This window comes from Shewanella sp. NKUCC01_JLK (assembly GCF_019345615.1).
Lineage (GTDB): Bacteria > Pseudomonadota > Gammaproteobacteria > Enterobacterales > Shewanellaceae > Shewanella > Shewanella oncorhynchi.
Map to the genome: position 1 here is coordinate 32,890 of NZ_JAHKRD010000027.1, position 13,073 is coordinate 45,962.

Consider the following 13,073-nt stretch of genomic DNA (forward strand, 5'->3'; position numbering starts at 1 on the left):
CATTCTGTTTGCCAAACGCGGCTAAAGGCCTGCGCTTATGCCTGATCCAACTCGATATTAATACCGAGTGAACGGATCTCCTTCAGTAACACGTTGAAGGACTCTGGCATGCCAGGTTGCATCTGATGGTTACCGTCGACGATGTTCTTATACATCTGAGTACGACCGTTAACGTCATCCGATTTAACAGTGAGCATTTCTTGAAGCGTATAAGCGGCACCGTATGCTTCTAGTGCCCACACTTCCATCTCACCGAAACGCTGACCACCGAACTGAGCTTTACCGCCCAGTGGTTGTTGAGTCACTAAGCTGTACGAACCGGTAGAACGGGCGTGCATCTTGTCATCAACTAAGTGGTTCAGTTTGAGCATGTACATGTAACCTACCGTTACTTGACGCTCAAATTCGTTACCGGTACGACCATCAAACAACTTCAACTGACCAGAGGTTGGCAAACCTGCAAGTTCAAGCATCTGCTTGATCTCTTTCTCTTTAGCACCGTCGAATGCAGGAGTTGCAATCGGGATACCGCCTTTCAGGTTAGTCGCAAGACGTAATACTTCATCATCAGTGAATGAATCGATATCGACGCGCTGCTGCACTTCGTCACCTAATTCATAAACTTGCTTGATGTAACCACGAACTTCAGCCAGCTCACGCTGTTCTTCAAGCATCGCAGTGATCTTGTTACCAATGCCTTTGGCAGCGGCGCCCATATGGACTTCAAGTACCTGACCAATGTTCATACGTGATGGAACACCTAGCGGGTTCAATACGATGTCTACTGGGTTACCTTGTTCGTCATATGGCATGTCTTCGATTGGGCAAATCTTAGAGATAACACCCTTGTTACCGTGACGACCCGCCATCTTGTCACCAGGTTGGATAGTACGCTTAACCGCTAAGTAAACCTTAACGATTTTGAGTACGCCTGGCGCCAAGTCATCACCTTGGGTGATCTTGCGACGTTTGATTTCAAACTTCTTATCGAAGTCAGCTTTCAGCTCTTCATGCTGTTCAGCTAATTGCTCAAGTTCAGTTTGTTTTGCTTCATCGTCAATGACTTGAACCAATACATCTTTACGTGGCAACGCAGCAATTTGCGCTTCAGTGAAACCAGCACCGATTAACAAGTTACGCGCACGGCTCAATACACCTTCTTCAAGGATCTTGAACTCTTCGCCTAAGTCTTTACGAGCTTGGGCAATGTGCATCTCTTCGATTTCAACTGCACGCTTGTCTTTTTCAACGCCGTCACGGGTAAATACCTGAACGTCGATGATAGTGCCCTTAACAGAGTTAGGAACACGCAGTGAACTGTCTTTAACATCAGACGCTTTCTCACCGAAGATAGCACGGAGTAACTTCTCTTCTGGCGTTAGCTGTGTTTCGCCTTTTGGCGTCACTTTACCAACCAGAATATCGCCACCCTTCACTTCTGCACCAATGTAAACGATACCTGACTCGTCGAGTTTCGACAGAGCAGATTCACCTACGTTTGGAATATCAGCCGTAATTTCTTCGCTACCCAGTTTGGTATCACGAGCAATACAAGACAGCTCCTGAATGTGGATAGTGGTGAAACGGTCTTCTTGCGCTACACGCTCAGAAATTAAGATCGAGTCTTCGAAGTTGTAACCGTTCCAAGGCATGAATGCGATACGCATGTTCTGGCCAAGGGCTAAGTCACCTAAGTCAGTAGACGGACCGTCTGCTAACACGTCACCACGAACGACTGGCTCACCAACAGCACAACAAGGGCGTTGGTTGATACAAGTGTTTTGGTTAGAACGGGTGTATTTAGTCAGGTTATAAATGTCGATACCGGCTTCGCCTGGGCGCAGCTCATCTTCATTTACTTTAACAACGATGCGGCTCGCATCAACGTAGTCTACAAAACCACCACGTTTAGCAACAACCACAACACCAGAGTCAACAGCCAAAGTACGTTCAATACCAGTACCTACTAGCGGCTTTTCAGAGCGCAGTGTGGGTACGGCTTGACGTTGCATGTTCGCACCCATCAAGGCACGGTTAGCATCGTCGTGTTCTAAGAACGGGATCAGTGACGCAGCAACAGAAATAATCTGTTGTGGCGAAACGTCCATATACTGGATGTCAGCAGCGCGCATAAAGGTTGATTCACCTTTATGACGACAAGCAATTTGCTCTTCTGCCATACGACCGCTAGCGTCAACTTCGATGTTCGCCTGTGCAATCACATAACGACCTTCTTCAATTGCTGACAAGTATTCCACTTCGTCAGTAATCACGCCGTCGATAACCTTGCGGTATGGCGTTTCTAGGAAGCCGTAGGAGTTAGTACGGGCAAAACTTGCTAATGAGTTGATTAGGCCAATGTTTGGACCTTCAGGGGTCTCAATTGGACATAAACGACCATAATGCGTTGGATGTACGTCGCGGACTTCGAAGCCTGCACGTTCACGAGTCAAACCACCAGGGCCAAGAGCAGAAATACGACGCTTATGCGTTACTTCTGACAGCGGGTTGTTTTGGTCCATGAATTGTGACAGCTGAGAAGAACCGAAGAACTCTTTCACTGCAGCAGAAATTGGCTTAGCGTTGATCAAGTCTTGTGGCATCAGCTCATTCAGATCACCTAAAGACAGACGTTCACGCACGGCGCGCTCAACACGGACTAAACCAACACGGAATTGGTTTTCAGCCATTTCACCGACGCTACGAATACGACGGTTACCTAAGTGATCGATGTCATCGACTTCGTCGAAACCGTTACGGATATGAATGATGTTCTTCATTACCGCGACGATGTCTTCTTTAGACAATACACCGCTACCTTCGTCATCAGGAATGCTGAGACGACGGTTGAACTTCATACGACCTACTTTAGACAGGTCATAACGCTCTTCACTGAAGAACAAGTTCTGGAATAGTGCTTCGGCAGCATCTTTGGTTGGTGGCTCGCCAGGACGCATCATACGATAGATCTCAACCAGCGCTTCTAAGCGGTTAGTGGTTGAATCGATACGCAGCGTATCTGAAATATAAGCACCATGATCTAGCTCGTTGATATACAACGTACTGATATCTTTAATACCGGCCAATGATAGTTTAGCCAGATCTTCTAAGCTAATTTCACTGTTGGCAGAGACTAAAACTTCACCTGTGTCCGGATCGATATAATCTTGAGCAGCATATTTGCCCACGATATATTCAACTGGCACTTCAAGCTCAGTGGTATTGGTCTTTTCTAACTGACGAATGTGACGCGCAGTAATACGACGTCCCGCTTCAACCAGTACAGAACCTTCAGCATCCTTGATGTCATAGCTGGCAGTTTCGCCACGCAGACGTTCAGGCACCAAAGACATGACCAGAGTATCTTTCTTGATCTTGAACTCAACGCGTTCGAAGAACAGATCGAGGATCTCTTGAGTAGAATATTCTAATGCACGTAACATGATGGTCGCAGGCAGTTTGCGGCGACGGTCAATACGCACAAATAGTGCATCTTTAGGATCGAATTCAAAGTCAAGCCATGAACCACGGTAAGGAATAATACGTGCGTTATACAGCACCTTACCTGATGAGTGGGTTTTACCACGGTCATGATCAAAGAACACGCCTGGAGAACGGTGTAATTGAGATACGATTACACGCTCAGTACCGTTGATAACAAAAGTACCGTTATCCGTCATCAATGGGATATCACCCATGTAGACTTCTTGTTCTTTAATATCTTTTACTGTGCCCGCCGCTGCTTCACGGTCATACAACACCATGCGTAATTTAACGCGTAGTGGAGCTGAATACGTAACACCACGGATCTGACACTCTTTCACATCAAAAACAGGCTCGCCAAGCTTATAGCTGACGTATTGCAGTTCTGAGTTACCAGAAAAGCTCTTGATGGGAAAAACGCTACGGAAGGCGGCTTCTAAACCGCGCTCACCGGTAGGATCTTGATCGGTGAACTTCTTAAAAGAGTCTAGCTGGATAGACAATAAATAAGGGATATCCAAAACTTTTGGACGCTTACCAAAGTCTTTGCGAATACGCTTCTTTTCAGAATAGGAGTAAACCATGGGTTTCCTCTGCTTACGAGATGTGACCAAGACTGAATAAATAACTTAAGTTATTAAAATTCAGCACGTTTGCCCATCACCGTTGATGGCAAGAACCTAACCAGTAATCTCTGCTAGGGACTGCAAAATTTGGCGACAAACGGTGAAAAAAAATCGCCAGCGCATATAGCGCAAAAAAGGCCGACGGTTAAAAAACCGCCAGCCTCCACCCAAGTGGCTTGGGTGAGCAAGCTAAATAATAGCTTACTTAATTTCTACAGAAGCACCAGCTTCAGTAAGTTCTTTCTTCAGAGCTTCAGCTTCTTCTTTAGAAACGCCTTCTTTAACTGCTACTGGAGCAGCTTCAGACATAGCTTTAGCTTCTTTCAGGCCTAAACCAGTTGCGCCACGGATGGCTTTAATAACTGCAACTTTGTTGTCGCCGTGAGCAGTCAGAACTACGTTGAATTCTGTTTGTTCTTCAACAACAACTGCTTCTGCACCGCCAGAAACAACAGCAGCAGCGGCAGAAACGCCGAACTTCTCTTCCATAGCTTCGATCAGTTCAACAACTTCCATTACAGACATAGCTGCAAAGGCTTCTAAGATTTGGTCTTTAGTGATAGACATAACAAATGTTTCCTATTGTTCTGAATTCAATTTTATTAAGCAGCCAGCTTGAAATTAAGCGGCTTCTTGTTTTTGATCGCGCAGGGCGGCCAGTGTACGAACGAACTTGCCAGCAGATGCTTCTTTCATAGTCATCATTAACTGAGCTAGTGCTTCTTCGTATGTTGGCAGTTTCGCCAAACGATCAATTTCAGCTGCAGGGATGAAATTCCCTTCAAAGGCTGCGCCTTTAACTTCGAAGTTAGCTTGTTCTTTAGCAAAGTCTTTTAACAGACGTGCTGCAGCACCTGGGTGCTCTAAAGAAAACGCAATCAAAGTTGGGCCAGTGAACGTTTCTGCTAGGCACTCAAAAGCAGTACCTTCAACAGCACGACGAGCTAGCGTGTTACGTACTACACGTACATATACACCAGCTTCGCGAGCTTTTTTACGCAGACCGGTCATAGCACCTACAGTCACACCGCGAGAATCAGCGGCAACTGCAGATAGCGCACCTTTGGCAGCTTCGTTGACTTCAGCAACAATCGCTTTTTTGTCTTCGAGTCTTAATGCCATTGGCTTTACTCCTGGATTCTACCTAGGGTATTCCCTAGTATTTACCATACTAAATACTTATGTATTTAGTGACTTACGGTGCAGATTATCCAGTAAAAAATTTTAGCTGGGGCCTGACACCGTCTACGCAGGAAATTAAGTTATTTTTACAAAAAACACCTGCGGTCTTGGACGGAAACCTGAGTTAAACTCCGCCTAAACGGAAGATAAAACAGGCTTCAACCCACAAAGTGCGCGCATTATAGACTAATGCACCCGCTTTGTAAAATTATAGAGTTGTTTCAAGCGTAGCTTGATCAACTGCAACACCTGCACCCATAGTGGTAGAGATGCTGATCTTTTTCACGAAAATGCCTTTAGCAACTGCAGGCTTAGCCTTTTTCAGTGCTGACACTAACGCTTCCAAGTTTTCTTTCAATTGAACTGGTGTGAAATCCACTTTACCGATAGTAGTGTGGATAATACCGTTCTTGTCGTTACGGTAACGAACTTGACCCGCTTTGGCGTTCTTAACAGCTTCAGCAACGTTTGGCGTTACTGTACCTGTTTTAGGGTTAGGCATTAAACCACGTGGGCCTAAGATTTGACCTAACATACCAACAACGCGCATTGCATCTGGAGATGCGATAACTACGTCAAAATTCATTTCACCGGCTTTGATTTTCTCAGCCAGATCATCCATACCAACTAGCTCAGCGCCAGCAGCTTTAGCAGCTTCAGCATTTGCACCTTGTGTAAATACTGCAACGCGAACGTCACGACCAGTACCATGTGGCAACACTGTTGCACCACGAACGTTTTGGTCAGATTTACGTGGGTCAATACCCAGGTTAACTGCTACGTCTACACTTTCAACGAATTTTGCAGTTGCTAATTCTTTTAACAGAGCAACAGCTTCGTTGATATCGTAGCTTTTAGTACCGTCAACTTTCTCGCGAATTACGCGCATGCGTTTAGTTAGCTTTGCCATTATATTAATCCTCTACAACCAAACCCATTGAACGCGCAGTACCTTCGATTGAGCGAGTCATCGCTTCAATGTCAGCACCAGTCATATCGGCAGCTTTAAGTTCAGCAATTTCTTGAACTTTAGCGCGAGCGATAGTACCCACTTTCTGAGTGTTTGGACGTGGAGAACCTGATTTCAGGCCTGCAGCAGTCTTCAGTAAGTAAGACGCTGGAGAAGTCTTGGTTTCAAAAGTGAATGAACGGTCACTGTATACAGTGATCACGACTGGAATAGGCATGCCTTTTTCCATTTTTTCTGTACGGGCGTTAAACGCTTTACAGAATTCCATGATGTTCACACCTTTTTGACCCAAAGCTGGACCAACTGGTGGTGACGGGTTCGCAGAACCGGATTTTACTTGTAGCTTAATATAAGCATCAATCTTCTTTGCCATCTGACATTTCCTCAGTTTGGGTTCAAACGCGCATCAGCGACATGCTGACATGCTCCCCCGAAAACAACGGGTGCGAATTATATAGAAATTCGCACCCGTTGCCAAACGGATTTTGTAGTTTATTTAATCAGCCTTTTTCAACTTGACTAAAATCAAGTTCAACAGGCGTAGAACGACCAAAGATCATCACTGATACTTTCACGCGGCTCTTGTCATAATCCACTTCTTCAACGGTGCCGTTAAAGTCAGCAAATGGACCATCACACACACGTACCACTTCACCAGGCTCAAATATGGTTCTATGAGTCGGTGACGCTGTCGTTTCTTGTAAGCGACGCAGAATTGCATCAGCTTCTTTATCTGAAATTGGGGCAGGACGATCAGACGTTCCGCCAATAAAGCCTAAAACACGCGGGATGCTTTTGACTAAATGCCAGCTGTCATCGTTCATTTCCATCTGGACTAACACATAGCCAGGGAAAAACTTACGTTCGCTCTTGCGACGCTGACCTGCACGCATTTCGATGACTTCTTCAGTCGGAACCAATACTTCACCGAAGTATGCTTCCATGCCATGCATTTTAATATATTCAATCAGTGACTTACAAACTCGGCCTTCATAGCCTGAGAATGCCTGCACTACATACCATCTTTTTTTAGCTTCTTTAGCTTCAGTCATTCGAGGTGCCTATACGCCAGTGATAAAATTGACAATTCGCATTAACACAGCATCCATACCCCAAAGGATAAGAGCTAAGATACCTGTTGCTGCAAGGACAATAAAAGTGGTGTTTAGCGCTTCTTGACGCGTCGGCCATACAACCTTGCGCACTTCGATATGCGCTTCACGGGCAAAAGCTAACGCTTTTTTACCTTTTACAGTCTGAAGCGCAATAAAACCAGCAATAGCGAATGCAACGATAACACTAAGCGCACGTATGACGGCACTGGCTTCGCTATACATTTGATTGCCAATAACAGCAGCGGCTAGCAATACAATCACTAAACCCCACTTCACGATATCCAGAGAATTGTTCTGGTTTTCAGTATTTGTTGTCATCGGTTTTTCCGTTACTCAATACGGCCTGAGCTTAGAGCACATTAATTGACGGGCATAATCCCACATCACTCTGCATTTCCGAACACCCTTAGAAACGCAAAATAGCATAAGCTCAGGGTCAAAAATCGGCCATAGATTGTATTCTTATTCGACTTTGTAAGCAAGGATGCGAATCCCATGCAAACCACAAAACCTATGAAATAATCCACTTAAACAAAAAAGGAAGCCGAAGCTTCCTTTTCAAACTAATCTCTATCGCAATTAAGCGATGATTTTAGCTACTACACCAGCACCAACTGTACGACCACCTTCACGGATTGCGAAGCGTAAACCTTCGTCCATCGCGATTGGGCAAATCAGAGTCACTACCATTTTGATGTTATCGCCAGGCATTACCATCTCTACGCCTTCTGGCAGTTCGATAGTACCGGTTACGTCAGTTGTACGGAAGTAGAACTGTGGACGGTAGCCTTTGAAGAATGGAGTGTGACGTCCGCCTTCTTCTTTTGACAGAACGTAAACTTCTGATTCAAAAGTCGTGTGTGGGTTGATTGAACCTGGTTTAGCCAATACTTGACCACGTTCTACGTCATCACGCTTAGTACCACGTAATAACACACCACAGTTCTCGCCTGCACGACCTTCGTCAAGCAGTTTACGGAACATTTCTACACCAGTACACGTTGTTTTAGTCGTTGTGCGAACACCAACGATTTCAACTTCGTCACCCACTTTAACAATACCACGCTCAACACGACCAGTAACTACTGTACCACGGCCTGAAATTGAGAATACGTCTTCGATTGGCAGTAGGAACGGCTTATCGATGTCACGTTGTGGTTCTGGAATGTAAGAATCCAGTGCTGCGGCTAATTCAAGGATCTTAGCTTCCCACTCTGGTTGACCTTCTAGGGCCTTCAGAGCTGAACCTTGGATTACTGGTAAATCATCACCTGGGAAATCGTATTCTGACAGAAGTTCACGCACTTCCATTTCAACCAATTCCAGTAACTCTTCGTCATCTACCATGTCACATTTGTTCATGAACACGATGATGAAAGGTACGCCAACCTGACGAGAAAGCAGGATGTGCTCACGAGTCTGTGGCATTGGACCGTCTGTAGAGGCAACTACTAGAATCGCGCCGTCCATCTGTGCAGCACCAGTGATCATGTTTTTAACATAGTCAGCGTGGCCTGGGCAGTCTACGTGTGCGTAGTGACGTGAAGGCGTGTCATATTCGATGTGAGAGGTATTGATCGTAATACCGCGCTCACGCTCTTCTGGAGCGTTATCGATTTGAGAGAAGTCTTTAGCTTCGCCACCGTAGGTCTTAGCCAGTACGTGAGAGATAGCTGCAGTCAGTGTGGTTTTACCATGGTCAACGTGACCAATGGTGCCCACGTTTACATGGGGCTTAATACGTTCAAATTTAGCTTTAGCCATGGTAATGCCTCAGTCCAAGATTCTTGGTGATGAAAACTAACATATAGAAAAAATCCGATGCATTAAAATGACATCGAACCGATTATGTTTAGGCGTAGGAGCTAAATTTAGAGAGGCTGGTGCTGATAGGCAGATTCGAACTGCCGACCTCACCCTTACCAAGGGTGTGCTCTACCAACTGAGCCATATCAGCAACTAATTTGGAGCGGACAGCGGGAATCGAACCCGCGTTATCAGCTTGGAAGGCTGGAGTAATACCATTATACGATGTCCGCGCAACCTAACTAAGGCTACCTAACTACCTAGAAAAAAGTGGTGGAGGGAGAAGGATTCGAACCTTCGAAGGCTGAGCCGTCAGATTTACAGTCTGATCCCTTTGGCCACTCGGGAACCCCTCCACAGAAAATGGTGCCGGCACCAAGAGTCGAACTCGGGACCTACTGATTACAAGTCAGTTGCTCTACCAACTGAGCTATGCCGGCATTATCATTTCGGAACGGGATATTAGGTAAATGCGCTCCCAAGTGCAAGTAAAAAACGCCTATTTACGTAAAAAAAGCGCTTGAACGGTGTTTTTTTACACGTTATGCAACTTTGACGGCCAATTAAACAGCGAATACATCAAACGGTAACGGAAACACGACTGCAATCACCCATTTAGTATTGTTCCAAATAATCTCATAGTGTACTGTGCCTTTCCTAAGCTGAGGAAAGCCAATGACTTCTAAAAATTCAATTCAAAAAGCACTCTATCTCGCCTTCGAGCGCCTGCAATGGTCTGAGTTACGAGATTCAGTGCCGTTGACACTGAGTGAGCAAGACTTGGAGAACCTTAGAGGCATAAATGAAAAGATTTCCTTATCGGAAGTGACCGATATTTATCTTCCCCTTAGCCGGCTACTGAATTTGATCGTTAAAGCTAAGCAACAACGAGGTTTAGTGGTTGATGAATTCCTCGGTCAAAAACCATCAAAAAGTCCTTATATCATTAGTATTGCTGGTAGTGTCGCCGTCGGAAAGAGCACCACAGCACGTATTTTGCAAGCTTTACTACGGCACTGGCCTGAACACCCAAAAGTTGATTTGGTGACAACAGATGGTTTTTTGTATCCTCTGGCAGACTTAAAACGTAAAGGACTATTACAACGTAAAGGATTTCCAGAAAGTTACGATATGAAAATGTTGGTTGAGTTTATCTCCGCCGTGAAATCCGGTCAGCCACATGTCAAAGCACCTATCTACTCACACGTCACCTATGACCGCGTTAAGAATCAGCACCAAACCGTTTCTCAGCCAGACATCTTAATTTTAGAAGGCTTGAATGTATTACAGACTGGACTCGACTCCCCAGTTGATACCCGTCGTCCTTTCGTCTCCGATTTTGTCGACTTTTCTATTTATGTCGATGCAGAAGAACCTTTGCTAAAACAATGGTATAAAGAACGATTTCTGCAGTTCCGCTCTGGTGCATTCAGTGACAAAAAATCTTATTTTCATCACTATTCGACGCTAACCGATGATGAGGCCAATACGATTGCCGCTAATATTTGGGACACAATCAATGGTCCAAACCTACAACTTAACATTCAACCGACCCGTGAGAGGGCCCATTTGATCCTGCAGAAAGGTCAGGATCATTTGATGTCCCACGTGCTGATGCGCAAATAGCCTTATGTAAAATTGACTCTTGGGTACTTAGCGTGCCCTTAAGCTAATTTCACCGCCGATAAATGCTTGAACACCGTCGGCGGTTTCGAGCAATACTGCACCTTGCTCATCAACGCCTCGACAAATTCCTTCGACAGACTTTTCCCCCATAAGCAAACGTATTTCACGACCATAAAATAAGTCTGCGGCTTGCCAACGAGTCTTGAATGCAGCAAATCCTTCACGCTCAAATAACTGAATATCACGCTTAAGCTGCTTCTGTAATGCAATAACAAGCGCCGTCTTGTCAGGCATGTCGACCAACTCTGACAAATCACTCCAAGGCTGATCGATACCTTTACCTTGTTCCTCTGACATAGCCATATTGACACCAACACCTATGATAAGCTGGCACTGGCTATCAGCCTGACCCGACATCTCAATCAAGATCCCGGCAAGCTTCTTGTTATCCAAATAGATGTCATTGGGCCACTTAACACCAATATTCTCGACGCCAAAAGATTTAAGCACTTCAACCAATGTACAGGCCACCACTAAACTTAATCCCATTGCCTGCGCCATTCCCTGCGGGAAAGTCCAAAACAGCGAGAAATATAAGTGATGTCCATAGGGCGACACCCAAGTTCGGCCTCGACGACCACGACCTGCGGATTGATACTCTGCCACACACACATCACCATTCTTCAATTCAGTAGTATGGTCCAGCAAAAAACCGTTGGTGCTTGCTATCTCATCAAAGTAAAAGCAACGGTTATCAATTGATTGCACTAAAAGTGAAGCATCAATCAAAGAAATAGGATTAGCTAACTTATAACCGCGACCTTTGACGCTATAAATTGCCACACCATAGGTTTCTAGCGCATCGATATGCTTATTCACTGCGGCGCGCGAAATCCCAAGTTCAGTGGCTAACTGCTCGCCAGAAACAAATTGCCCGCTAGATAATAAAGCTAATATCTGGCGTTTTCTTCCCCAATGTTCAGACATGCAAATCTCCTTCACCGTTAGCCCCGATGATTCTAGGCTCGGCTTCTAGCACAACACCAAATTTATCCTGTACTTGCGCAATAACATACAGCGCTAGGCGGCAAATATCATGCCCCGTTGCTCCGCCTCGATTCACTAACACTAAGGCTTGCTTGTCATGCACTGCCACATTGCCGAGCACAAAACCTTTCAGTCCCGCTTGTTCAATCAACCAGCCTGCAGCCAATTTCACTGTTGCATCCGCTTGTGCGTAGCCCACTATCGTCGGAAAACGCTGTGCTAAATCGAGATAACAGGCTGCGCTAACAATGGGGTTTTTAAAGAAACTGCCTGCATTGCCGAGCACTGCGGGATCAGGAAGCTTTTCACTTCGTACTTGGCATACGCGCTCAAAAATCTCATGCGCTGTAACAGCTGCAGGATCAAATGATTGTAATGGACCATAGGCCAAACGCGGTTGCCAACGTTTAGCTAAGCGCAGTCCAACAGCGGTGACTACAGCGAGATTGCGCAATTTGTCTTTGAAAATAGACTCACGGTAAGCAAATTGACACTCAGCTGTGCTGATGCGCACAAACTCACCTGAGGGTAAATCAAGATACTCAACCCAATCACACACATCACATAGTTCAACACCATAAGCGCCAATATTCTGAATAGGTGCTGCACCAACCGTCCCAGGAATTAATGCCATATTCTCCAGCCCAAACATGCCATGCTCGAGCGTAAACTGAATTAACTCGTGCCAATTCTCACCCGCCTCAACATCGAGATAAAACGCTTCTGTGTCTTCAGATACTTTTATCCCTTTCGATAAAATCCTGACAACTGTGCCGTTAAAGTCCTCCGTAAAGACCAGATTGCTACCACCACCAAGCACCAACATAGGCAATTGCTGTTGCCATAGTGGCAGACAGATCGCCTTAACAGCTTCTTTTGAGTGCGCCTCAACAAGTTCCGCGCAAGACTGGGCTAAACCAAAGGAATTAAATGATTGAAGGCTATGAGATAGAGACATGTGTTTGTTCAATGACGACAAAAACGTATTGTAACTGCTAAAAGCGAGGATTGCAGCTCATGCTAGAGAAGATGGCTGGATGAAGAACTGAGAGAAAAGCAGGAAAATCACTCCAATTAACAAATTGCGAATGCAAAAAAGCCAGCTTGTTCAGCTGGCTTCGTTACATCTCAATGAGATAATTAGGCGCTTGGCGATGACCTACTCTCACATGGGGAGACCCCACACTACCATCGGCGCGTTTGCGTTTCACTTCTGAG

The 13,073-nt window shown here is 45.4% G+C and carries 11 protein-coding genes and 4 tRNA genes; 1 reads left to right on the top strand and 14 read right to left on the bottom strand.

Going from position 1 to position 13,073, the window contains the following annotated elements; genetic code table 11:
* Positions 1–35 precede the first annotated feature (35 nt).
* The 12 genes from rpoB to KO537_RS22275 form a co-directional block, all read right to left on the bottom strand.
* The gene (gene rpoB, locus KO537_RS22220) at positions 36–4,067 is read right to left on the bottom strand and encodes a DNA-directed RNA polymerase subunit beta (RefSeq protein WP_105251032.1); all 4,032 of its coding nucleotides are present in this window, start codon (positions 4,065–4,067) and stop codon (positions 36–38) included.
* Positions 4,068–4,310: 243 nt separating this feature from the next.
* Complete coding sequence (gene rplL, locus KO537_RS22225; protein WP_105251031.1) at positions 4,311–4,676, bottom strand: 50S ribosomal protein L7/L12; 366 nt, start codon at positions 4,674–4,676, stop codon at positions 4,311–4,313.
* 54 nt (positions 4,677–4,730) lie between these two features.
* Complete coding sequence (gene rplJ / locus KO537_RS22230; RefSeq protein WP_006083609.1) at positions 4,731–5,231, bottom strand: 50S ribosomal protein L10; 501 nt, start codon at positions 5,229–5,231, stop codon at positions 4,731–4,733.
* A gap of 268 nt (positions 5,232–5,499) precedes the next feature.
* Positions 5,500–6,201, bottom strand: coding sequence for a 50S ribosomal protein L1 (rplA, locus tag KO537_RS22235; protein ID WP_105251030.1), 702 nt, complete (start codon positions 6,199–6,201; stop codon positions 5,500–5,502).
* Between the two features lie 4 nt (positions 6,202–6,205).
* The gene (gene rplK / locus KO537_RS22240) at positions 6,206–6,634 is read right to left on the bottom strand and encodes a 50S ribosomal protein L11 (RefSeq protein WP_006083611.1); all 429 of its coding nucleotides are present in this window, start codon (positions 6,632–6,634) and stop codon (positions 6,206–6,208) included.
* Positions 6,635–6,761: 127 nt separating this feature from the next.
* The gene (gene nusG / locus KO537_RS22245; protein WP_105251029.1) at positions 6,762–7,313 is read right to left on the bottom strand and encodes a transcription termination/antitermination protein NusG; all 552 of its coding nucleotides are present in this window, start codon (positions 7,311–7,313) and stop codon (positions 6,762–6,764) included.
* 9 nt (positions 7,314–7,322) lie between these two features.
* Positions 7,323–7,694, bottom strand: coding sequence for a preprotein translocase subunit SecE (gene secE, locus KO537_RS22250; RefSeq protein WP_006083613.1), 372 nt, complete (start codon positions 7,692–7,694; stop codon positions 7,323–7,325).
* Positions 7,695–7,955: 261 nt separating this feature from the next.
* Positions 7,956–9,140, bottom strand: a complete 1,185-nt coding sequence (gene tuf, locus KO537_RS22255; RefSeq protein ID WP_105251028.1) for an elongation factor Tu — start codon at positions 9,138–9,140, stop codon at positions 7,956–7,958.
* 117 nt (positions 9,141–9,257) lie between these two features.
* Positions 9,258–9,333, bottom strand: a tRNA-Thr gene (locus KO537_RS22260).
* An 8-nt stretch (positions 9,334–9,341) separates the two neighbouring features.
* Positions 9,342–9,415, bottom strand: a tRNA-Gly gene (locus KO537_RS22265).
* 38 nt (positions 9,416–9,453) lie between these two features.
* A tRNA-Tyr gene (locus KO537_RS22270) sits at positions 9,454–9,538 on the bottom strand.
* A gap of 8 nt (positions 9,539–9,546) precedes the next feature.
* Positions 9,547–9,622, bottom strand: a tRNA-Thr gene (locus KO537_RS22275).
* Positions 9,623–9,857: 235 nt separating this feature from the next.
* Here KO537_RS22275 and coaA point away from each other — a divergent pair.
* Positions 9,858–10,808, top strand: a complete 951-nt coding sequence (gene coaA, locus KO537_RS22280) for a type I pantothenate kinase (protein ID WP_105251027.1) — start codon at positions 9,858–9,860, stop codon at positions 10,806–10,808.
* A 27-nt stretch (positions 10,809–10,835) separates the two neighbouring features.
* On the opposite strand, the gene birA is transcribed toward coaA, so the two are convergent.
* On the bottom strand, positions 10,836–11,795 hold the full coding sequence (birA, locus tag KO537_RS22285; protein WP_219235821.1) for a bifunctional biotin--[acetyl-CoA-carboxylase] ligase/biotin operon repressor BirA: 960 nt from the start codon (positions 11,793–11,795) through the stop codon (positions 10,836–10,838).
* The gene (murB, locus tag KO537_RS22290) at positions 11,788–12,813 is read right to left on the bottom strand and encodes a UDP-N-acetylmuramate dehydrogenase (protein ID WP_219235825.1); all 1,026 of its coding nucleotides are present in this window, start codon (positions 12,811–12,813) and stop codon (positions 11,788–11,790) included. Before murB ends, birA begins: the two co-directional genes overlap by 8 nt.
* Positions 12,814–13,073 lie beyond the last annotated feature (260 nt).

Coding starts and splice junctions, on each gene's coding strand:
- rplK (WP_006083611.1), bottom strand. CDS start 6,634: ATGGCAAAGAAGATTGATGCTTATATTAAGCTACAAGTAAAATCCGGT.
- rplA (WP_105251030.1), bottom strand. CDS start 6,201: ATGGCAAAGCTAACTAAACGCATGCGCGTAATTCGCGAGAAAGTTGAC.
- birA (WP_219235821.1), bottom strand. CDS start 11,795: ATGTCTGAACATTGGGGAAGAAAACGCCAGATATTAGCTTTATTATCT.
- coaA (WP_105251027.1), top strand. CDS start 9,858: ATGACTTCTAAAAATTCAATTCAAAAAGCACTCTATCTCGCCTTCGAG.
- rplL (WP_105251031.1), bottom strand. CDS start 4,676: ATGTCTATCACTAAAGACCAAATCTTAGAAGCCTTTGCAGCTATGTCT.
- nusG (WP_105251029.1), bottom strand. CDS start 7,313: ATGACTGAAGCTAAAGAAGCTAAAAAAAGATGGTATGTAGTGCAGGCA.
- tuf (WP_105251028.1), bottom strand. CDS start 9,140: ATGGCTAAAGCTAAATTTGAACGTATTAAGCCCCATGTAAACGTGGGC.
- rplJ (WP_006083609.1), bottom strand. CDS start 5,231: ATGGCATTAAGACTCGAAGACAAAAAAGCGATTGTTGCTGAAGTCAAC.
- murB (WP_219235825.1), bottom strand. CDS start 12,813: ATGTCTCTATCTCATAGCCTTCAATCATTTAATTCCTTTGGTTTAGCC.
- secE (WP_006083613.1), bottom strand. CDS start 7,694: ATGACAACAAATACTGAAAACCAGAACAATTCTCTGGATATCGTGAAG.
- rpoB (WP_105251032.1), bottom strand. CDS start 4,067: ATGGTTTACTCCTATTCTGAAAAGAAGCGTATTCGCAAAGACTTTGGT.